Annotated in this window: 22 protein-coding genes; 8 read left to right on the top strand and 14 right to left on the bottom strand. The window is 65.0% G+C overall.

Going from position 1 to position 19,193, the window contains the following annotated elements; genetic code table 11:
- Nucleotides 1-28 precede the first annotated feature (28 nt).
- The 4 genes from FOS14_RS06850 to FOS14_RS06835 form a co-directional block, all read right to left on the bottom strand.
- Entirely contained in the window at nt 29-1,231 is a 1,203-nt protein-coding gene (locus tag FOS14_RS06850) for a serine/threonine-protein kinase (protein WP_143769529.1), read from the bottom strand.
- A 2-nt stretch (nt 1,232-1,233) separates the two neighbouring features.
- The gene (locus FOS14_RS06845; RefSeq protein ID WP_143769528.1) at nt 1,234-3,069 is read right to left on the bottom strand and encodes a galactan 5-O-arabinofuranosyltransferase; all 1,836 of its coding nucleotides are present in this window, start codon (nt 3,067-3,069) and stop codon (nt 1,234-1,236) included.
- A gap of 104 nt (nt 3,070-3,173) precedes the next feature.
- Nucleotides 3,174-3,935, bottom strand: a complete 762-nt coding sequence (locus FOS14_RS06840) for a decaprenylphospho-beta-D-erythro-pentofuranosid-2-ulose 2-reductase (protein WP_143769527.1) — start codon at nt 3,933-3,935, stop codon at nt 3,174-3,176.
- Complete coding sequence (locus FOS14_RS06835) at nt 3,932-5,356, bottom strand: FAD-binding oxidoreductase (protein WP_143769526.1); 1,425 nt, start codon at nt 5,354-5,356, stop codon at nt 3,932-3,934. The genes FOS14_RS06840 and FOS14_RS06835 overlap by 4 nt, the downstream gene beginning before the upstream one ends.
- Nucleotides 5,357-5,437: 81 nt before the next feature.
- Between FOS14_RS06835 and FOS14_RS06830 the strand changes: the two genes are divergently transcribed.
- The 4 genes from FOS14_RS06830 to FOS14_RS06815 all read left to right on the top strand — a co-directional run bounded on the left by FOS14_RS06830 (nt 5,438) and on the right by FOS14_RS06815 (nt 7,304).
- Nucleotides 5,438-5,779 (top strand): helix-turn-helix transcriptional regulator, encoded by a 342-nt coding sequence (locus tag FOS14_RS06830; RefSeq protein ID WP_143769525.1) that lies wholly within the window; start codon nt 5,438-5,440, stop codon nt 5,777-5,779.
- Nucleotides 5,776-6,276, top strand: a complete 501-nt coding sequence (locus FOS14_RS06825) for an SRPBCC family protein (RefSeq protein WP_143769524.1) — start codon at nt 5,776-5,778, stop codon at nt 6,274-6,276. Before FOS14_RS06830 ends, FOS14_RS06825 begins: the two co-directional genes overlap by 4 nt.
- Before the next feature lie 61 nt (nt 6,277-6,337).
- The gene (locus FOS14_RS06820; protein WP_143769523.1) at nt 6,338-6,832 is read left to right on the top strand and encodes an SRPBCC domain-containing protein; all 495 of its coding nucleotides are present in this window, start codon (nt 6,338-6,340) and stop codon (nt 6,830-6,832) included.
- On the top strand, nt 6,813-7,304 hold the full coding sequence (locus FOS14_RS06815; RefSeq protein WP_143769522.1) for a GtrA family protein: 492 nt from the start codon (nt 6,813-6,815) through the stop codon (nt 7,302-7,304). Before FOS14_RS06820 ends, FOS14_RS06815 begins: the two co-directional genes overlap by 20 nt.
- Here the strand turns inward: FOS14_RS06815 and FOS14_RS06810 are convergent.
- From FOS14_RS06810 to FOS14_RS06800, 3 genes are all read right to left on the bottom strand, one after another.
- Entirely contained in the window at nt 7,301-8,386 is a 1,086-nt protein-coding gene (locus tag FOS14_RS06810; protein WP_143769521.1) for an alpha/beta hydrolase family protein, read from the bottom strand. The genes FOS14_RS06815 and FOS14_RS06810 overlap by 4 nt on opposite strands.
- 299 nt (nt 8,387-8,685) lie before the next feature.
- Nucleotides 8,686-9,165 carry a hypothetical protein gene (locus FOS14_RS06805; RefSeq protein WP_143769520.1) on the bottom strand — a complete coding sequence of 160 codons (480 nt, stop codon included), beginning with the start codon at nt 9,163-9,165 and terminating at the stop codon, nt 8,686-8,688.
- Between the two features lie 151 nt (nt 9,166-9,316).
- Complete coding sequence (locus tag FOS14_RS06800) at nt 9,317-10,102, bottom strand: alpha/beta hydrolase (protein ID WP_143769519.1); 786 nt, start codon at nt 10,100-10,102, stop codon at nt 9,317-9,319.
- A 44-nt stretch (nt 10,103-10,146) separates the two neighbouring features.
- Here FOS14_RS06800 and FOS14_RS06795 point away from each other — a divergent pair, with 44 nt between their 5' ends.
- Both FOS14_RS06795 and FOS14_RS06790 read left to right on the top strand, forming a co-directional pair.
- A complete protein-coding gene (locus tag FOS14_RS06795; RefSeq protein WP_143769518.1) occupies nt 10,147-10,683 on the top strand; it encodes a DUF4282 domain-containing protein in 537 nt (178 codons plus the stop codon).
- A gap of 45 nt (nt 10,684-10,728) precedes the next feature.
- Nucleotides 10,729-11,571 carry a DUF72 domain-containing protein gene (locus tag FOS14_RS06790; RefSeq protein WP_143769517.1) on the top strand — a complete coding sequence of 281 codons (843 nt, stop codon included), beginning with the start codon at nt 10,729-10,731 and terminating at the stop codon, nt 11,569-11,571.
- On the opposite strand, the gene FOS14_RS06785 is transcribed toward FOS14_RS06790, so the two are convergent.
- Both FOS14_RS06785 and rfbA read right to left on the bottom strand, forming a co-directional pair.
- On the bottom strand, nt 11,525-12,112 hold the full coding sequence (locus FOS14_RS06785; protein ID WP_143769516.1) for a dTDP-4-dehydrorhamnose 3,5-epimerase family protein: 588 nt from the start codon (nt 12,110-12,112) through the stop codon (nt 11,525-11,527). The two genes, FOS14_RS06790 and FOS14_RS06785, sit on opposite strands and share 47 nt — an antisense overlap.
- A 15-nt stretch (nt 12,113-12,127) precedes the next feature.
- Complete coding sequence (gene rfbA / locus FOS14_RS06780) at nt 12,128-13,000, bottom strand: glucose-1-phosphate thymidylyltransferase RfbA (RefSeq protein ID WP_143769515.1); 873 nt, start codon at nt 12,998-13,000, stop codon at nt 12,128-12,130.
- Nucleotides 13,001-13,285: 285 nt separating this feature from the next.
- Between rfbA and FOS14_RS06775 the strand changes: the two genes are divergently transcribed.
- On the top strand, nt 13,286-14,281 hold the full coding sequence (locus tag FOS14_RS06775) for an alpha/beta hydrolase (RefSeq protein WP_143769514.1): 996 nt from the start codon (nt 13,286-13,288) through the stop codon (nt 14,279-14,281).
- Nucleotides 14,282-14,338: 57 nt separating this feature from the next.
- A complete protein-coding gene (gene rfbB / locus FOS14_RS06770) occupies nt 14,339-15,343 on the top strand; it encodes a dTDP-glucose 4,6-dehydratase (protein WP_143769513.1) in 1,005 nt (334 codons plus the stop codon).
- Here the strand turns inward: rfbB and FOS14_RS06765 are convergent.
- The 5 genes from FOS14_RS06765 to FOS14_RS06745 form a co-directional block, all read right to left on the bottom strand.
- Nucleotides 15,340-15,888 (bottom strand): Uma2 family endonuclease, encoded by a 549-nt coding sequence (locus FOS14_RS06765; RefSeq protein ID WP_255450117.1) that lies wholly within the window; start codon nt 15,886-15,888, stop codon nt 15,340-15,342. The two genes, rfbB and FOS14_RS06765, sit on opposite strands and share 4 nt — an antisense overlap.
- A gap of 65 nt (nt 15,889-15,953) precedes the next feature.
- On the bottom strand, nt 15,954-16,799 hold the full coding sequence (locus tag FOS14_RS06760) for a glycosyltransferase family 2 protein (RefSeq protein ID WP_143769511.1): 846 nt from the start codon (nt 16,797-16,799) through the stop codon (nt 15,954-15,956).
- Nucleotides 16,796-17,263, bottom strand: coding sequence for a GtrA family protein (locus FOS14_RS06755; RefSeq protein ID WP_143769510.1), 468 nt, complete (start codon nt 17,261-17,263; stop codon nt 16,796-16,798). Before FOS14_RS06755 ends, FOS14_RS06760 begins: the two co-directional genes overlap by 4 nt.
- Nucleotides 17,260-18,201: an NAD(P)-dependent oxidoreductase gene (locus FOS14_RS06750; RefSeq protein WP_143769509.1), complete on the bottom strand. Its 942-nt coding sequence runs from the start codon at nt 18,199-18,201 to the stop codon at nt 17,260-17,262. The genes FOS14_RS06755 and FOS14_RS06750 overlap by 4 nt, the downstream gene beginning before the upstream one ends.
- Nucleotides 18,198-19,184, bottom strand: a complete 987-nt coding sequence (locus tag FOS14_RS06745) for a glycosyltransferase (RefSeq protein ID WP_143769636.1) — start codon at nt 19,182-19,184, stop codon at nt 18,198-18,200. The genes FOS14_RS06750 and FOS14_RS06745 overlap by 4 nt, the downstream gene beginning before the upstream one ends.
- Nucleotides 19,185-19,193: the final 9 nt, after the last annotated feature.

Below are 19,193 nucleotides of genomic sequence, written 5' to 3'. Positions count from 1 at the left end.
TTACGTCGCAAACATCCGCTTTGACCGGCTACTTGTTGTGACCGTGACCCTTGCCCGGATTACCGTGGCCGGGGTTTTTGTCCTTACCCGGGTGCGCGGGCGGTGTCGGGGACATCGGTGGCGCAGCAGATATCGGTGGCCCCGCAGAAACTGGCGCGGTCCCGGGCAGCACCGCAGCCGGCTCGGATGTCGGCGGCGGCGGCAGCGACGAACTTACCGGCACGACGCTGGTCGGGGGTACCGCCGGCGCGGGCGCCTTCTCCTTGCCGGTACGCGCGGCGAACACGACGATGGCGATGAGCAGCATGGCCAGGACGGCTGCGGCCAGCAACAACAGGCGGAGCCGCACTGGTCGTCGGGGTATCGCAACGGTGGTTGGCGGGGTTGTGGCACCGACGGGACGGGTTGCGACCATGGTCGCGATGGGCCGGCTGGCACCTCCGAGACGCTCGGCCACCTCTGCCGCGGTCGGTCGCTGCCCGGGATCGTCGCGCGTCATCATGGTCAGGACGGCGGACAGCTGCTCCGGCAGCCCAGCCGGAATCGCCGGCCCTCGCTGCAGTCGGGCGAGGGCGGCCTCCGAGCCGCCGCCGGGATACACGGCCTGGCCTGTCACGCATTCGATGAGTACGAGTCCGAGTGCGTAGATGTCGGCGGGCGGCCCGACGGGTTCGTCGCGGACCTGTTCGGGACTGAGGTAGTTGGCCGTTCCGACCGTCACGCCCTGGTCGGTAAGACGGGCGCTGTCGAGTAGTCGGGCGATGCCGAAATCGGCGAGTTTCGGAGCCATGCCGTTCGTCGAGTCGAGCAAGATGTTGGCCGGCTTGATGTCTCGGTGAATGACGCCGTTCGAGTGGACGTACGCCAGCGTCCGGGCCAACACCGCGCCCAACTGCATCGTGTCGTCGGCAGGCAGCGGGCCGACGGCAAGCTGGCGAGACAGCGTCGGCCCGTCGACCAGTTCCATGACGAGGAACGGCCCGATGTCGTCGGTGACGCCGGCGTCGAACACGGTGACCAGTCCGGGGTGATGCAACGCTGCGAGAGTGCGGATTTCGCTCTGCACGCGACGCTCGTCGGCGCCGACATGGGGATCAAGCCGGAAAAGCTTCACGGCGACGCGGCGTCGCAACGTTTCATCGATGGCGATGTAGACATCGGCCATCCCGCCACGCGCGAGCAGTTCGGTCAAGCGGTAGCGGCCGGCGATGATCGTGCCCGGCACCAGCATGGCTATCGGTTTCTGGTCACGAGCGTGAAAGGACCGATGTCGGTGACGACGAACCGGGAGTCAGCAAACAGCGACTTTCCGAATGTGACGGTGTATCGCCGCACGTTGGGATCGTTCGGGTAAACGTCCTCGGCCAGGCGCAGGCTGTACCCGTCCGCGGAGTGGCGGAACAAAAACACATCCGGCGCCCGCCACTGGCAGTGGTCCAGCGCATCGATCAGTTCGTTCGGTGTGCCGAGTTCGCTCCACTGCTTGATCGTGGCGGCGCGGTCGTTGAAGTGCGCCAGCGGATTCGCGTAATGCGAGGTCAGCGCCTGAAAGCCGTAGTAGGGGTAGTAGGCGAGGAAGCTGGTGTCCGCGGTCAGGACCACGATTTGGTCGCGCTGTCTCCGGAGCTGGTCGGTGATCGCGGAGTCGATCTTGCCGTAGTACGCGACTGCCGACGGTGGGCGCTCGTCCGCGCGGTGACCGTTGCCGTCGGTGTCGGTATAGGCCGTGGTGATCTCGGCGGCGAGTGTGTGCGGAATGTCCTGCGCGAACGCGATCGCGCCGATGATGCCAAGGGCCAGCGCCGCGAACTTGATCCGCGCCGAGTCGCCGAAGGACGCGAATATTGCCCGCGACGCCTCGAGGAACCCGAACGTGCCAGCGGCGCTGAGCAGCACCAGCAGGATCGGTTCCAGCCGGAAGCTCAGCAAGGTGCTACCGAGGGCGGTGAACGCCATCGAAGCGAAGGACCACACGTAGATGGCCACCACACCGACGCCCAGGCTCTGTGCGCGCCGCGACGAGCCCGAGCGGACCACCAGCCATAAGGTGCCCAGCAGGCAGAATGCACCGAGCAGGCTGAACTGCAGCATGGGCAGCGGCAGTTGGGAACCGGCTTCAGGCAGGTAGTGGAACGCAGTGCCGTTCTGGGACGGCTTGATGTGCCGCAGTTCCAGCAGATACGGCGTCCAGACAATCAGTGCGATGACGAGCCCGATCGCGCCGATCACGACGAGGCGCTTGACCTGTTCGAGGCCTGCCCGCCACGTCTGCTCGCGCCGGACCCTTAGCAGCGCCGCGACGACCGCCAGACCGACAACCGTGAAAGCGATGAAACCGGCGTAGAGCGTGTAGAACGTCGCCGCGATACCCACGAAGATGCCGCTGGCCACAACTGCGGCCCAGCCGCCCGAGTTCCGGTGCAGCCCGCCCCAGGCCAGCACCAGCACCGGCGGCACCAGCACGGCGATCACGGCGCCATAGGCCTCCGGTGACGCATAGGCCAGCACGATCGCCGCGCCCGCCAGCGCCACCACGATGGCCCAGTCCGAGCGGATCAGCCGGTTCCACAACACCAACGCCAGCACCGAAGCGACAGCGAGCGAACCAATTGCATACGGCTTGAACGCTTCCCAGCCCGGCATGCCGAACAGGTCGGCCATCCGTCCGCCGACCCAGAACCAGCCGGCCGGGTAGTAGGGCGGCAGATTGATGTAGGTCATGTCGTGGAGCGCGGCCGAGTCGGTGAGCCGAGTCAGGTATTCGGTGCGAAACTCCTGGTCGACCGAGATGCCCATCAGATACAGCTTGGTAGCCGCGAGCGGCATGCCCAGCGTCACGGTGACGAATCCGCTCAAGGCGGCCCAGGACAGCACCCGGGCAAACCACGCCCATTTACGGATTCGCAGCAGATAGATCGAAAGTCCAAGCGCCGCAATGGCAACAATCTGACCGACGGTCGTCAGTGCGCGAGTGACGTTGGACGAGTTGAACGCCGGCCAGTGCACCACTGAGAACGCCGTGAGACCCACCGCGGCAACCACGGCGGCCACGATTGCCGCCACCACCATTTCCGCAAGCGTCCCCACCACTACCCGGCGGTGATCACGAGCGGATGGTGCGGTTTGACGGCGTGTCGCGGACAATTCGGTCGTGATCACGGCGGGCGGGGACGTCAGATCGGCAGTTTGCGGAAGATCGGGCGCGGCACATGGCGCAGCGCCGACATCACGTACCGGAACTGACCCGGTGCCCAGACCAGTTCCTTGCCCTTGTCCGACGCTCGAACGGCCAGCGCTGCAACATAGTCCTTATCCACGGTCAGCGGCGCTTCCTTGACGTGCGCGCTGAACCGGGTGCGCACCTGGCCGGGACGGATGACGAGCACCCGAACGCCGAACGGCCGCAGCGCCTCGCCCAGTCCGAGGTAGAAGCCGTCGAGGCCGGCCTTGGACGAGCCGTAGACGAAGTTGGAGCGGCGCACCCGCTCGCCGGCCACCGACGACATCGCGATGATCCGGCCGTAGCCCTGCGCCTTCATCCGCTCGCCGACCAGCACACCGACGGAAACCGCTGCGGTGTAGTTGATCTCGGCGACCTGCACGGCCTTGCGCTGGTTCTGCCACAGTTCCTCGGCGTCGGCGTCCATGCCGAACGCCACGATGGCCACGTCGACATCACCATCGGCCCAGGCCTGCTCGATCACCTTCGGGTGGCTGCCGGTGTCGAGGGCGTCGAAGTCGACCAGGTCGACGCGGGTCGCCCCGGCCGCCTTCAGCTGAGCAACCGCCGCGTCGCGGCCGGGGTCGTCGGGCAGCGCAGCGAGGATGACCCGCAGCGGAGCCTTCTTCAAGTACTCCTCGCAGATGGCAAGGCCGATCTCCGAGGTGCCGCCGAACAGCAGGACGGTCTGCGGGTTACCAACGGCATTGATCACTGAAGTTCCAACCTTCTCGCCATGTCCGACATGAAAACGCCATCGGGATCGACGCCGCGGCGCACCTTGATCCACTCGTCGATCCGGGGATACATCCTTTGGAAGGTCTCGGCGGTGGTGCGCGAGTCCTTGCCGGTGTAGAGCCGCCCGCCGAACTCGAGCACGCGCCGGTCCAGGTCGCTGACGAACTCGTGCAGGCCCGGCTTGATGGGGAAGTCGACGCAGATGTTCCAGCCCGGAATCGGGAAGCTCAGCGGTGCCTTGTTACCCGGGCCGAAGAGCTTGAACACATTGAGGAACGAGTAGTGGCCGGAGGACTCAATATCGGCGATGATGCGCTTGAACTCGCCGACCGACTCGGGCGGCACCACGAACTGATACTGCAGGAAGCCGTTGGAGCCGTAGCCGCGGTTCCACTCACCGAACAAGTCCAGCGGGTGGTAGAACTGCGTCAAGTTTTGCACCTTGCCGCGGTAGGTGCCCGCCTTGCGGTACCAAACCTCGCCCAGCACGGTGAAGATCGGCTTGTTGGCCAGGCCGTTGGGGAACACGTCGGGCAGCGTGAGCAGCGTCGGTGCGTCGAACTTGAGCGGGTTCTTGCGCAGCTTCTTCGGCAGTTCGTCGAGCTTGGCCAGCGACCCGCGGGATACCGCCGCCCGGCCCAGCTTCGGTGCCGGGGAGATGGCGTCGAACCAGGCGGAGCTGTAGTCGTAACGCTCCTCGCTGCCGTCGCTGTGCAGCGCGATGGTCTCGTCGAGGCTGCCGGTCACGTCGCCGTCGGCGATGAAGTACGCGGTCTCGGTCGGGGTCATCTCGATGGTGGCCTCGAGGATGATGCCGGTGAGTCCGCAGCCGCCGACGGTTGCCCAGAACAGCTTGGAGTTGCGGCCGTTGGGGGTGAGCGTCTTGACCTCACCGCTGGCGGTGAGCAATTCCATCGAGCGCACGTGGTTGCCGAAGGAGCCGGCGCTGTGGTGGTTCTTGCCATGGATGTCCGACCCGATCGCGCCGCCGACCGTCACCTGGCGCGTGCCGGGCAGCACGGGCACCCAGAGCCCGAACGGCAGGGCCGCGCGCATGAGTTGGTCGAGGTTGACGCCAGCGTCCAGGCGAACCAGCCGGGAATCGGCGTCGATCGTGTGGATCTTGTTGAGCGCGGTCATGTCGATGACCAGACCGCCCGCGTTTTGGGCGTTGTCGCCGTATGAACGGCCCAGTCCGCGCGCGATCACGCCGCGGCGCAGGTGGGTCGGCTTGGACGCGTTGTGGTCGGCAACCTCGGCGACGGCCTTGGCGATCAGCTCGACATCGGGGGTCGAGAGCACCTCGGCGGTGGTCGGGGCGGTGCGGCCCCATCCGGTGAGGGTGCGGGTTTGCGTGGGCAGCGGGTTCGACCCGGCGCGGTCACTCGTGGCAGACATCGGGATAGAGGCTACCGCAGGAGACTTAAAGGAGCGGCAATCCACCGTTGACATATTCCGATATGGGAATATGATTGTGATATGGCTCGAACCCCGACCACCACGGACGTGTTCAACGCCGTAGCGGAATCGAGCCGACGCGACCTCCTCGACGCCCTCGGCGACGGCGAGGCCACGGTGACCGAGCTCGTGGAGCGACTCGGGCTGAGCCAGCCGCAGGTGTCCAAGCACCTCGGCGTGCTCCGCGCGGTCGACCTCGTGCTTGTTCGCACGGATGGGCGGCACCGCGTTTACCGGGTCAACGGCCCGGCGCTGCGACCTATCCACGATTGGGTGCGCGCCTATGAGCGCACCTGGAACGCCCGGCTCGACCGCCTCGACGATCTGCTTTCCGAAATGCCTACTGAGGAGAACCAGCGATGAGCAGCCAACCCGCCACCACCCGTCATGGCTCGGCCACCGTGGAATTGCCCACCGACACCGAAATTCTGATCACCCGCGCCTTCGATGCTCCCGCGGCCAACGTGTTCAAGGCGCTGACCACCCCGGTCCTCATCAAGCGCTGGTGGGGCTTCGACACTTCCGAGTGGAAGGTGTGCGAGGTAGACCTGCGGGTGGGCGGAAGGTGGCGCTTCGTCGCAGTGGACGGCGGCATGGAGGTCGGTTTCCACGGTGAGTTCAAAGAAATCGACGCGCCGCACCGGATCGTGCAGACCGAGGCGTACGAGGGCGTCCCGGATCCCGACGGCGCCGCGGGGCTCAACGTCACCACCCTGGACGAGGTTGACGGCGTGACCACGATGCGGGTGCTTGCCCGCTATCCCAGCCGCGAAATTCGCGATGCGATCATTCAGTCGGGCATGGAAAGCGGCATGCAGGTCTCCTACAACCGGCTTGAAGACGTGTTGCGGGAAGGCTGACCCGCACCTGGAATGCTCGACCGTGCTCGTCGAAATGCGCAACTCGAGGGAGAACCTGCACATGAGCCCAACCCCGACCGCGAACCGCTACGGATCGGCCGTGGTGGAACTGCCATCGGAGACTGACATCCGGGTCACCAGGGCGTTCGACGCTGCTGCGGAATCGGTGTTCGCGGCGCTCACCACGCCCGAACTGGTCAAGCGCTGGTGGGGCTCGGAGAAGATGTCGTGGAAAGTGTGTGACATCGACCTCCGTGCTGGCGGTACCTGGCGCTTTGTCGTCAGGTACCGGCTGCTCAAGATCGCCTTTCACGGTGCATACACAGAGGTCGACGCGCCGCGCCGGCTCGTGCAGACGGAAGCCATCGAGGGCGCGCCCGAAGCCGCGACGGGACTTACAACCATCGAGCTCGACGAGGCCGACGGCGTGACCACCATGACAGTGCTGTCGCAGTACCGAAGCCGCGAGATCCGTGACCGAATGATCGGGCAGGGGAACAACGACGGGCTGCAGACCTCCTACAACCGGCTCGAAGATGTGTTGCGGGCAGGCTGACCCGCTACCCTCAGCAGTCGTGACCGAGCATCCGCACCTGCCGCTGCCGCCGGAACTGCCGCTCGTCGACGAGCCCGGCGGCACCGACGTCGACCTGAAAACGCAGATCGTGCGGTTCGTCATCACGGGCGGGTTCTCGGCGATCGTCGACTTCGGCGGCCTTCTGATTCTCATGCATTTCGGGCTGTCGCACACCGTGGCCAAGTCGATCAGCTTCATCCTTGGCACCACCACGGCCTACCTGCTCAACCGCAGGTGGACGTTCCAGGCGCCGCCCAGCAGGGCGCGATTCGCGGCCGTTGTGGTGCTCTACGCGGTGACGTTCGGGGTCCAGGTCGGAATATTCGACGTGTTGTTCAGCCACCTGCCGCAGGCCTTTGTTTCGACGCTGTTCGCCTATGTCGTCGCGCAGGGAACCGCCACGGTGATCAACTTCGTCGTTCAGCGCGCGGTGATTTTCAAGATCGATTAAGCACCGATGGCCTGGGCGATGAGCGGCCACGACTTGTGCAGGTCGTCCTGCCAGTAGCCCCAGGAATGGGTGCCGGGGCCGTCGGCCACCGTCGCCGGAATGCCCAGTTGCTGCAGCCTCGCCGCCAGCTCCTGGGTGCACTGGTCGGTAGCAGCCTCGATCACGCCGCCAACGGTAACCTGACCCACCCAGGAGAGCGGATCACCAGCGACGCTGGGATCCCCGAGGTTGTCGTGCGGGCCCATGAGTCCGTTTCCGCTGGCCAGGTACAAGGCGGTGCCACGCAGTTTGTCGGCGTTCACGTACGCGTCGTTGGCAACCCAGTCGGGGTCGCCGGGCGGTCCCCACATGTTGACGGTGTTGCCACCACCCACCGTGACCACTGCATTCACGTAATCTCGGCCGGGCGACACGCTCGTGTGTGCACAGCCGCTGAATGCGCCGACGGCCCGGTACAACCCAGGTGCCCACTCGGCCAGCGAAAGCACCGCGCTCCCGGAGGTGGACAAGCCGGCGATGGCGTTCACTCCGTTGGCCCCCAGCGCCTGATCCAGGACGGGCGGCAACTCCTTGGTAAAGAATGTGGTCCACTTGTTGACCCCGCCCATTGCGGGATCGGGGCGTTCCCAGTCGGTGTAGTAGGTGAGTCGGCCGCCGACGGGCGTGACGACGTTGACGTTCTTGTCGGCGAAGAAGGAAACGATGTCCGACTGCCGATACCAGTTGGCCGGGTCCTCGCCGCCGCCACCGCCGTTGAGGACGTAGTAGGTCGGCCGTGGCCGGCTGGTGTCGGCTGGGCGGATGACCTGCAGCAGGATCACTTTGTTCATGGATGGCGAGTAGACGTACACGTTCCACTGGCGGGAATTGATGACGTCGATGTGGTCCACCGCGGCACCGTTGCGCGGAGTTGGCGGTGGTGGCGGTGCCGGAGCGGGACCGAACGAGGAGCCGGAGCCCGGCGCGGGATCGGCGGCGGCGATGTTCGGTGCGGTAAGGCAGGCGACTACGGACAGAACGACAGGGAGCACCCGGCTCCAACCGACTGCTCCCCGAACGCTCCCTCGAAATTTTCGAGGCATCAGATACAACTACCGAAACTGGCCATACTGCCTAGCCACGACCCTAGGCTGCCGCATACCGCATAAAACATCACCAAACCCCCTTCCCGCACAAGGTGTTTTGGACGTTTACCACGTTAACAACGACCACGACGGCTTGTATAGGGTTCGCGCTAGATTCAAAGCGGTTGCAAAATTGCGTGACCAACGACGAGTCCCCCTGGTCGCGATGACCAAGGGGACTCGTCGGAAGCCGATGGCAGTTTCAGTCGCTGTGACTGAGGAGCTCGAAGGCGCGTCTATCGAGTTGTTGCGGCCTATTAGCAGGCGGCGCGCTCCGAGCAGGTGCTGCCACGGTGGTGGTTGGTGGCGCGGACCGCGGCGGCGATCGCCACGACCGGCGGGGTCCAGCGCGCGGCTTCCGGGCTCACCGACCAGCGGGACGAACCGGCAACGAGCTGGGTGGGCGGCAACGGGATGCCAGCGCCGTCCATGTGGACGGTGGCGCCCATCTCGCGCAGCGACTCGATGGCGAGTGCAGCCCGCGCGATGCCGGTGACGAGGTGGACCTCGCGGCGCTGGTGGCCGGGAAGGGCGATAACCGGACCGAGGAGTTTGTTGGCGCGGAGGTACTCGTGCACGCCGTCGGCGAGCTCACCGGTCACCTCGATGCCGCAAATGTTCTCATCGGTGACCAGGGAAACACCGTTGGCGGTTTCGGCCACGACCCACCCGCGGCTGTTGTAGTCCGCGACAGTGGCAGCCAACGAGCTTGGAGTAGTTCCGGTCGTCGTACGCACGCTCTGTCTCCTTCTTGTGCGGTGCCCTTCGATCTTCACTAGGGGTATCGCACCGACTTCCGGATTAGTTACTAAGAAGTTTCTGTGACGCCCGCCGCATTTTGAAAACGTTTTGACCTGCGGTTTTCCATACTTCGTACGCCGTCAGGGCCTATTGCTGGGCCGTGGACCACCAGTCGGTGATGATTTGGGCCCACTCTCGGCCCGCCAGAGCTATGAGATCATTGTGACCTGCGTCACTAATCAGGCGCAATGTTTTGGGCTCGGCGGCCGCCTCGTACAACCGGTGAGCCTGCGCTACCGGAACTATCTCGTCCGCCGAGCCATGCACGATCAACACCGGACACCGCAGCCGAGCCACGCGTCGCAGACTGGGGTAGGCGTCGGGAACCAGTGGTGTCGGGATTGCCCGATAGTGGGCCGAGGCGACGTCGCGAACGCTGGTGAATGTCGACGTCAGCACCAGGCCAGCGGGCGGCGTGTCGTCGGCGAGTTGCACCATGACGGCGCCGCCGAGGGACTCGCCCAGGTAGATGATTCGCTCGCTGTCGACGCCCGGCAACTCGCGCAGAGCCAGCAGCGCGGCTTTCCCGTCACGGTAAGTGCCCGCCTCGCTCGGCGACCCGGTGCTGCGCCCATACCCGCGATAGTCGAAAAGCAGCACGTCAAAGCCCGCTGTGGCCAAGAGCTCAGCGTGGGCTACCCGGTCACCGATGTTTCCGGCATTACCGTGGGCGAAGAGGACGTGCCCGCGCGGGTTGCGCGCGCGCACGAACCACGCGTGCAACCGAACACCGGGTTCACAGTCGATCTCGATGTCCGAGTAGACCAGACCTGCATCCGCCGGTGTCTGCAGAAGCTGCCGCGACGGAAAGTAGAGCATTGCGTGCAATGCCTGACGCTGTAGTCGGGCGGCGAGATCGAATGGGCTCGGCATGATCGGCGATTGTGCCAGCCGGGGTAGGAAGGAGGGAGGCGAGCATGAGTAGCGAATATTCCGACTGGGACGAGGCCGACTGGTCCGAGGATGAGGGGTGGTACACCGTTGCCGACCAGGGCGGCGCCGGTCGGCCAACGTTCCTGGGCGCGGGCATCTCGTGGGTGACTGCGGCCCTTCGGGGGCTGCTCGATGTCCGTTTCCGTGTCGTCGCCACAACGACCCTGCTGCCTGCCGTCTATGTTCTCGGCCTGGTGGTGTCTGTCGCGGTCCCGACGGTTCTTACGGTCGTCATCTTTCAGGTCTCCGCGCTGCTCGGAGCGCTTTTCCTGGTCGTGTTGGCCGCCCCGATGGCCCTGGCGTTCGCCGCGACCATGCGTCTGACGCTCGAGTTCCTGGTCAACATGACGCACCTGGCCGGCAAGGTCACGCACATGACCAACCTGGCCGATGATCTGCATCAGACGCTGGCCGACGTTGCCGAACCGGTTTCGCAGTTGTCGGAAGACTTTCGTGCGGTGCAGTTCTGGCGGTTCCGGCAGCGGCGTTCCACGGCGGCGCAGCGGCGGGTGCGTAACTGACCGCGCTTCCGCCTGGAACCAGGCAATCTGGGGAAGACTGCATCTGTGATCTGTGTCGGCACCTCCGGATGGGTCTACCCGCCCTGGCGGGGGACCTTCTATCCCGCGGGGCTGCCGCATCGCCGGGAGTTGGAGTACCTATCGCGCACGCTGAACTCGGTGGAGATCAACGGCTCGTTCTATTCGCTGCAGCGTCCAAGTAGCTACCTGAGCTGGGCGCAGCAGACGCCGCCCGATTTCGTGTTCGCCGTCAAGGGCTCGCGGTTCATCACGCACATGAAGCGCCTCGCTGACGTCGAGGAGCCGCTGGCTACCTTCTTTGCGTCGGGGATGTTGGCGTTGGGACCGAAACTGGGTCCGTTCCTGTGGCAGCTACCGCCAACGATGCAGTTCGAACCCGCGCGACTCGAAAGATTCTTCGACCTGCTGCCCAGAACCACGACGGCCGCCGCCGAATTGGCACGCGGGCACAGCGATCGGATCACCGGCCGGGCCTGGACCGAGACCGACGCGGAGCGGCCATTGCGGCACGCCGTCGAAGTGCGCCACCACAGCTTCGACACCGGCGAACTGGAACCGCTGCTTCGCCGCCACGACGTCGCGCTGGTGCTGGCCGACTCCGCTGGCAAATTTCCAGCCATCGACCTGGTCACGAGCGATTTCACCTACGCGCGGCTGCACGGTGACGTCGAGTTGTACACCAGCGGTTACACCGACGAGGCCCTCGATAGATGGGCAGCGCGACTGCGCACGCACGCCGAGCGCCGCGATGTGTTTGTGTACTTCGACAACGACGTCAAAGTGCGTGCGCCGGTCGATGCGCGGGGACTGCTGGAGCGGATTAGTTCACCCACTTCGGCAGGATCCCCGCCTCGAGCGCCGCGCTGAGTCCAGGTGCTGCCGAGTCCTTCGCCGATAGCGTGTATTCGAGCGGTTGGCCGTCGCGGCCAACCGTCGGCCAGGCGATGCCGAGCTCCGGGTCCAGCGGGTTCAGGTCGCGGTCGAGTTCGGGGGTGTACTCGAGCGAGCACAGGTAGATGACTGTCGAGCGGTCCTCCAGCGACAGGATCGCGTGCCCGAGCCCTTCGCTCAGATACACCGCCCGACGATCTGTGTCATCGAGCAATACCGAATCCCAGCTGCCGAAGGTCGGGGAACCGACCCGCAGATCCACGATCACGTCGAGAAACGCCCCGCGCACGCAGGTTACGTACTTTGCCTGACCGGGAGGATTGTCGGTGAAGTGCACGCCGCGCAACACCCCGGCGGCCGATACCGAGCAGTTGGCCTGCTGCAAATCGAGCGGACGGCCCACGGTCTTTTCGAAAGCGCTGGACTTGAACCACTCGAGAAAGACGCCGCGGTCATCGCCGAACTGCCGTGGCGTCAATTCCCACGCGCCCGGAATCGACAGCTCCCTTATTTGCATCGTCTGAAAAGTTCCTTAATCGCGGGGTCGCTCCAGCAGGTCCAGCAAATATGCACCGTACCCGGACTTGAGCAGCGGCTCAGCCCGCTGCCGCAGTTCATCATCGCTGATAGCGCCGATACGCCAGGCCACCTCCTCAGGCACGCCGATCTTGAGGCCCTGGCGCTCCTCGATGGTACGGACGTAATTGCAGGCGTCCAGCAACGAGTCGAAGGTGCCGGTGTCCAGCCAGGCGGTGCCGCGCGGCAGGACTTCCACCTGCAACCGGCCCTGCTCCAGGTAGACCTTGTTGACATCGGTGATTTCGTACTCGCCGCGGGCCGACGGTTCCAGGTCGTGCGCGATCTTGACCACGTCGTTGTCGTAGAAGTACAGGCCAGGGATGGCGTAGTTCGAACGGGGCTGCGCGGGCTTCTCGTCCAGCGAAATGGCCGTGCCGTCGCCGTCGAACTCGATGACGCCGTACGAACTCGGATCCGACACCCAGTAGGCGAACACAGCCGCACCGTCGATCTCGGCGAACCTGCGCAGTCGGCTGCCGAGCCCCGGACCGTAGAAGATGTTGTCACCGAGAACCAGCGCCACACTGTCGTCGCCGATGTGGCTGGCGCCGAGGACGAAAGCCTGCGCCAGCCCGTTCGGTTCCGCCTGCACCGCGTAGGTGATCGACACGCCGAACTGTGAGCCGTCGCCGAGGAGCCGGGTGAATGCGGGCGAGTCGGCGGGGGTCGTGATCACCAGAATGTCGCGGATACCGGCCAGGATGAGGGTGGAAAGTGGGTAGTAGATCATCGGTTTGTCGTAAACCGGCACCAACTGTTTGCTCACTCCGACGGTGATCGGATGCAGCCGCGACCCGGTTCCGCCGGCAAGGATGATTCCACGCATATCGCCGATCATGTCATCCGTGGCGGAGGCGGATGGAGCCCACACCGCAGCAGCGATTCCGTTTTGTGTTCGATTCCATAACGAATGATTTCGATTTTGCTGCAGCCCAAGCAACTTGGAAGCGAAAAGCCTCCGGATTCGTTGTACGGGGTAATAGAGTGTGCAAGTCCGTCAACGCCGACGGTTCAAAGCTCTTCGTAGCGATCGTGGTTGTGATCGCGGGCGGGTTGAAACGTCGGCAGCGGCGGCCCGGGTAGCAACCGGATCGGCAGCGAGGAGCGGCAAATGTCTGTGTCTCCGATCATTCGGTACCGCAACGGCCCTGATGACCGTGGGGTCAGCCGACAGTCTCGCGTTGCCTACGCCGCCACCCGGCGATTGGTCCGTCCGTTCATCGCCAGTGCCCCGATCACCATGCAAAGTATCCGGGTCGCGGTATTGCTCGATCGCATTGCCGGAGTCCTGCGCGAACCGTGCAACATTTTCCGTGAGCGGGTCCAGTTGGACGGATTTCCGCTCGAGATCGTGCGTCCCGAAGGCGAACACCGCGACATGCGCGACGGCGTGGTGCTCTATTTCCACGGTGGGGCGTTCTTGTGCTGCGGTCTCAACACTCACCGCCGAGTTGTCGCGAGCATCGCGAAGCGAACCCGCATGCCGGTTGTGAGCGTCGATTACCGCCAGCTACCGCGCACCAGGATCGAGGGATCGACCGCCGACTGTCTGGCTGCCTACCGGTGGTTGCTCGACCAGGGCGCGCGCGGTGAAAACGTCGTCTTTGCCGGGGACTCTGCGGGCGGATTCTTGACGTTCTCCACGGCTCTTGCCGCACGCGAGGCCGGGCTTCCGCTGCCGGCCGGGCTGATTGGCTTGTCACCGCTGCTGAATCTCGACTGCAGTGACAGACGCTACTTCCGCAATGCCCACCGCGACCCATTCACGACCGTCCGGGCAGTGGCAGCCGTGTGCCGATTGGCGTCCGGCCACCGGCGCCGAGTCGACCCGATGCAGTCGCCGGTAAACCGCGACCTCTCCGGCCTGCCGCCCACGCTGTTGATGGCTGGTGAAACCGAAGTGCTGCTCGCCGACGCCGAATTGATGGCGCGCCGGCTCGCCCGCGCAGATGTGGCCTGCACCCTGGAGATTTGGCGCGGACAGGTCCATGCGTTTCCGGCTCTGTATCCGGATCTGCCGGAAAGCCGCGCGGCATTGCGGGAGGTGGCGGCGTTCATCACCGAGCGAATCGGCAGCGACGTTCGCCGCAGCGACCGCATAGCCTGAATTTTTGCCCGGTAATGTCGCCTCCAACAGTTGTCTAGTGGATGGAGACGCGGGGAGATGCGGCTGCTGGTCACCGGTGGCGCCGGCTTTATCGGCGCAAATTTTGTGCACCTGGTGTGCAGCGATCACCCCGATACCACGGTGACCGTGCTGGATTCGCTCACCTACGCGGGCAATCGGCAGTCCTTGCAGCCGGTACTGAACAAAATCGACTTCGTTCACGGTGATATCGCCGATCTGGACCTGGTCGACGAATTGGTCAGCGGCGTGGATGCGGTCGTGCATTTTGCGGCCGAATCGCACAACGACAATTCTTTGGCGGACCCGTGGCCATTCCTGCAAACCAACATCGTGGGTACCTATTCGCTATTGCAGGCGGTGCGCCGCTATAACGTGCGCTACCACCACATCTCCACCGATGAGGTTTACGGCGACCTCGAACTCGGTGATCCGGACCGGTTCACCGAATACACGCCCTACAACCCGTCGAGCCCGTATTCCGCCACCAAGGCATCCAGCGACATGCTCGTGCGGGCCTGGACGCGTTCGTTCGGAGTGCAGGCGACGATCTCCAATTGCTCCAACAACTATGGTCCTTATCAGCACGTGGAAAAGTTCATTCCGCGCCAGATCACCAACGTTATCGACGGGCAACGGCCGCGGCTCTACGGTGCCGGTCACAATGTGCGGGACTGGATCCACGTCGAAGACCACAACCGCGCGGTGTGGGAAATTCTGCAGCGCGGCCGCATCGGCCAGACCTATTTGATTGGCGCGGACGGCGAGTTGGACAACAAGACCGTGGTGGGCATGATCCTGGAAGAGTTCGGCCGTTCGGCAGACGATTTCGACTTCGTCACCGATCGCGCCGGCCATGACCTGCGGTATGCCATCGATTCGACGCTGCTGCGCACCGAACTGGGCTGGACTCCACGATTTGAGTCCTTCCGCGACGGATTGCGGCAAACCATCCAGTGGTACCGGGACAACGAATCATGGTGGCGCCCGCACAAGGCGGTTACCGAGCGCGGCTACGCGGAGAAGGGTGAGCAGGCGATTTAGTGTCCCCATCGCCCGAGTAACTCTGCCGGGACAACACGGACCAAGAACGGTTTCGCCGCCTGATACACCTCGGCTGCGACGGCGATGCCTACCTCGCGATACGCGCCGTCATCCAGTTCGAATACCGTCAGCCGCGGCTCGGCTGGATCGATCACCCAGTAGCTGGGCACGCCGAGCCGCTCGTACACCGCCTTCTTGGTGTTCAGGTCGATGAGCCGGGTGCTCGGCGAAAGCACCTCGACGGCGAGTACCGGCGGCACCGGCAGATCTCGCGCCGTGAAGTCCTCGAACCGGCCCACCAACACGTCGGGCTGCAACTCGATGTAGTCGCCCCAATGCACGGCATACGGCGCGGCGAGCACCCCATACTCCGGTGGACACGCGTCATCAAGCAGCGCGAATAACCGAAGCGCTATCCGCTGGTGGCGGGTACCCGGCGTCGGCGTCACGATGAGCACTCCGTCGATGAGCTCATAACGACGTCCGTCATCCGGCATCCCCTCCAGGTCCTTGACCGTCATGGGCCCGGAGTTCGTTGCTGTCATATTCCCCATGGTGACCCCCCTTCGCTGTTCTGTGTAGCAGGGGCGACCGACAGGATCGACGTCACTCAGTCTTGGCGCGGATGCTTCATCCGATGATTCAGCAGTACGTACACCGCCCGCCGCATGAACGAGGTCGCGAGCGCCTTCGCGTCGCCCACCCAGACGTCGCGGCGGCTGAGTAGGTCTGGGTGGGTGGCACGCAGTTTTGCGTGAAACCCGGCCGCCTGCTTGGCCTGCTCGGTGGCCAGGCGCACGCTCCACTGGTTGGAGCTGATCCGGAATGTCGCCAGCGGCTTGGGGATCGCGACAAAATCCCCGCGCAGCGCGACCGCGATGAAAGTGGCCTGATCGATCAGGTAGGGGTGGGTGTCTTGCCACCAGCCGACGGCCTCGAGTTCCTTGCGCTTGAGCATCACGCACGCCGGCTCGCCGAAGATGTTCGCGCCCGCGGTAACGGCGCGCCGGGCAGCGAGATCACCCGGCACCAGGCCGGACAGGCCGCCAAGGCCACGCGCGGAAATCACGGTGCCACCGCGGGCGTCGGCTAACCGGCGCTGGGTGGCGACCAGGACCGCGCTGGGGTGGGCGTCGAATGCCTCGACCTGTTCGGCCAGCGCGTCCGGGTGGATCAGGTCGTCGCCGCAGACCAGTTTGAGCAGTTCGCCGGACGCCGACTGGCTGACCCGATCCCAGTTGCGCTTCGCACCGCCGCCCGCCTCGGTGTGCAGCAGGCGCAACCGACCGTCGTGCTGGAATGGCTCGATCGCGGCCAGCGTGTGATCGGTAGAAGAATGGTCGGCGATGATCAGCTCGAAGTCGCGGTAGGACTGGTCGAGGATCGACTGCACGGTTTCGGCGATGAAGTGCCCGTTGTTGTAGGCAGGCACCACGACGGATACGCGCGGACTCATGGCGTGGCGGCTTTCTTGACAGGAACTGGCTTTTTCGGTCGGCGGAAGGAAAAGTCGCGGTAGCCGAAGAAGCTGGCCGTCGCTGAGATTGCGGTGATGGCAATCTGCGCGGGGATCGGCGGCACACCGAGCACCGACACCGCCAGCGTCATCAGCGCCAGGTTCAACACGAACGCGCCGAAGTTCACGGCGATGAAGCGCCACAGGTCGCGCAGCAAGTGTCCGCGCACCCGAAACACCAGGTAGCGATACATGGCGAAGGCGCACAAAACGTTGCACAGGTAGCCCGCGACGATCGCGAAGTGGTAGCCGAACCGGTCGCCGAGCGCGAGTTGCCAGCCGATGAACCAGGCCGTGCCCAGCGCGGTATTGAAGCCGCCGACCAGCAGGAACGCTACGGCCTGGTTCTTGAACAGTCGCATCAACGGGCCCGGCTGGCCGGTCATCGGCGGGGATTGGCTCATCGCAGCACCGCGCTTCGGATCGATTGCAGTGTGGCGGCGATGCCGGCCGGCAGCGTCCGGAACGGGCGTCGATCGAGCTCGGTCCACACCTGCGAGCGCAGTCGCAGATCCCTGCCCTGCAGCGCGGCCAGCGGCGAAGCGGCCATGATCACCCGCGGCGGCTGCCGAAAAACCATGCGGCACGCGCCGAGAATCGCGCCGATGGACACGCTGTGCCCGGTGGCGAAGATCTTCGTGACGCAGTCGCCCGGCCGATCCAGCGCGACATCGACCGCGTCAACCACCATTTCGGCGGCATCGGTGACGAATAGAAGGTCACGCAGCGTGTCCATCGGGACATAGATCGGCACCGGCCGGGCGAGGAGATAGCCGCGGCACAGATGCGATACCAGTCCTTGCGGCTTGGTCAGATTCTGACCGGGACCGTAAAGGTTCGCGATGCGGCCTAGCACGGTGGCGCAGCCGGTTCTCTCACTGAACCTGCGGACCGCGGCCTCGCTATCGATCTTGGCGCGGCCGTAGTCGCCCAGCGGCATCGGCGTCGACGCTTCGGTGTGCGGCGCATCCGGTGTGCCCGCGTACACGCCGCCCGCCGACGACGCGAAGAAAAAGCTGCCGTTGGCGGCGTTGGGCGCCTCGGTCAGGACGTCGAGGAGCGACTGCAGTACGCGCTGTTCCTGGGCGAATTGTTGTGTGCTGGTGCCGTTCACGCCGGCGCCCGCGCACCAGAACACCCGCCAACGGTCTCCGGCATTTACCACGGACCGTGCGTGGGTGGCGAGTTGCTCGGCGGCCCGGTGCTCGTTCGTCCAGTCGATCGATGACGTGGTGACATTGCTGCCGCGGCGGCGCAGTTCGGTAGTGACGGCACCGCCGAGCAGTCCGCCGCTGCCGATTACCCAGGCCGGCGCGGTGTTCTTGACGGTTGCGGCGGTCAAGACCGGCTACCGCGAACCTGCGTTCGCCCCAGCGGACCGTCGGCGGCGTCGGTCACGATGAGGTAGGGCGGCTTGCCCATGGCCGTCTTCACGTTGACGCCGATGTATTCGGCGATCACGCCGAGTGAGAACAGCGTCGCGCCGAACCCGAACAGCAGCACGATCATGGTCGACGCCCAGCCGCGTACGTCGGCGGTGCTCTGGAAAAACGCGTAAGACAGCAAAACGTATGCGGCCAACAGCAGACCGCAACCCGCGAAAAGCACGCCGATCATGCTGACCAGGCGCAAACCCTTGGTGCCGCTCGACAGCGTCAGCCGCCACCAGTGCGAGAGCAGGGTTCGCAGCCGGTAGCCGGAACGCCGATCACCCTCTTCGCGAAGCAGAACCGGCGTGGTCGCGACTCGGCCGGCGATCCAGCCGATGGCCACGTCGAGGTAAGCCTCGGAACCGGCGTACGCCGCCACCGACCGGCCGATCTCGCCGAGGATCAGTCGGTAGCTCTGGTAGCGCCGAATCTCCGGAACCGACATGAGGCCCGCGAGCAGCCATTTCGCCGATTTCGACGCCGCGTTGCGCGCAAGACCGTGTGGTGCGGGGTTGGCGGGCTCGGCATAAACCACGGCGGCCTGCTCGTCGAGTGCGGTATCGAGCAGCGCGCCTATCGTGGCGGGATCATGCTGGCCGTCCTCGTCCATCGTGACGATCCACTCACCACCCGTGGAGGCCATCCCCGCCAGCGTCGCCGGGTGCTGCCCGAAATTGCGGCTCAGCCAGACCGGGCGCACGAATGAGTACTCCTCGGCCAGCGAGCGGATGACCTCGGCCGATCGATCCGGGCCGTGGTCGAAGACCAGCAGGACCTCTTCGACGATCATCGGGCGTCCGACCGGCGTGCTGTGCTCGTGGGTCCATTCGGCCAATTCGGCGACCAGCTTCGGCAGTGTGAGCTCGCCTTGATAGACCGGAACGACAACGGAGATGCGGTGCGC

The organism is Skermania sp. ID1734 (assembly GCF_007489285.1).
In the GTDB taxonomy this organism is placed as follows: Bacteria; Actinomycetota; Actinomycetes; order Mycobacteriales; family Mycobacteriaceae; genus ID1734.
This window is presented reverse-complemented; position numbering and strand designations above follow the sequence as displayed.

Coding starts and splice junctions, on each gene's coding strand:
- FOS14_RS06850 (WP_143769529.1), bottom strand. CDS start 1,231: ATGCTGGTGCCGGGCACGATCATCGCCGGCCGCTACCGCTTGACCGAA.
- FOS14_RS06845 (WP_143769528.1), bottom strand. CDS start 3,069: ATGGTGGTGGCGGCAATCGTGGCCGCCGTGGTTGCCGCGGTGGGTCTC.
- FOS14_RS06835 (WP_143769526.1), bottom strand. CDS start 5,356: ATGTCTGCCACGAGTGACCGCGCCGGGTCGAACCCGCTGCCCACGCAA.
- FOS14_RS06830 (WP_143769525.1), top strand. CDS start 5,438: ATGGCTCGAACCCCGACCACCACGGACGTGTTCAACGCCGTAGCGGAA.
- FOS14_RS06825 (WP_143769524.1), top strand. CDS start 5,776: ATGAGCAGCCAACCCGCCACCACCCGTCATGGCTCGGCCACCGTGGAA.
- FOS14_RS06820 (WP_143769523.1), top strand. CDS start 6,338: ATGAGCCCAACCCCGACCGCGAACCGCTACGGATCGGCCGTGGTGGAA.
- FOS14_RS06815 (WP_143769522.1), top strand. CDS start 6,813: ATGTGTTGCGGGCAGGCTGACCCGCTACCCTCAGCAGTCGTGACCGAG.
- FOS14_RS06810 (WP_143769521.1), bottom strand. CDS start 8,386: ATGCCTCGAAAATTTCGAGGGAGCGTTCGGGGAGCAGTCGGTTGGAGC.
- FOS14_RS06800 (WP_143769519.1), bottom strand. CDS start 10,102: ATGCCGAGCCCATTCGATCTCGCCGCCCGACTACAGCGTCAGGCATTG.
- FOS14_RS06795 (WP_143769518.1), top strand. CDS start 10,147: ATGAGTAGCGAATATTCCGACTGGGACGAGGCCGACTGGTCCGAGGAT.
- FOS14_RS06785 (WP_143769516.1), bottom strand. CDS start 12,112: ATGCAAATAAGGGAGCTGTCGATTCCGGGCGCGTGGGAATTGACGCCA.
- rfbA (WP_143769515.1), bottom strand. CDS start 13,000: ATGCGTGGAATCATCCTTGCCGGCGGAACCGGGTCGCGGCTGCATCCG.
- FOS14_RS06775 (WP_143769514.1), top strand. CDS start 13,286: ATGTCTGTGTCTCCGATCATTCGGTACCGCAACGGCCCTGATGACCGT.
- rfbB (WP_143769513.1), top strand. CDS start 14,339: ATGCGGCTGCTGGTCACCGGTGGCGCCGGCTTTATCGGCGCAAATTTT.
- FOS14_RS06765 (WP_255450117.1), bottom strand. CDS start 15,888: ATGACAGCAACGAACTCCGGGCCCATGACGGTCAAGGACCTGGAGGGG.
- FOS14_RS06760 (WP_143769511.1), bottom strand. CDS start 16,799: ATGAGTCCGCGCGTATCCGTCGTGGTGCCTGCCTACAACAACGGGCAC.
- FOS14_RS06755 (WP_143769510.1), bottom strand. CDS start 17,263: ATGAGCCAATCCCCGCCGATGACCGGCCAGCCGGGCCCGTTGATGCGA.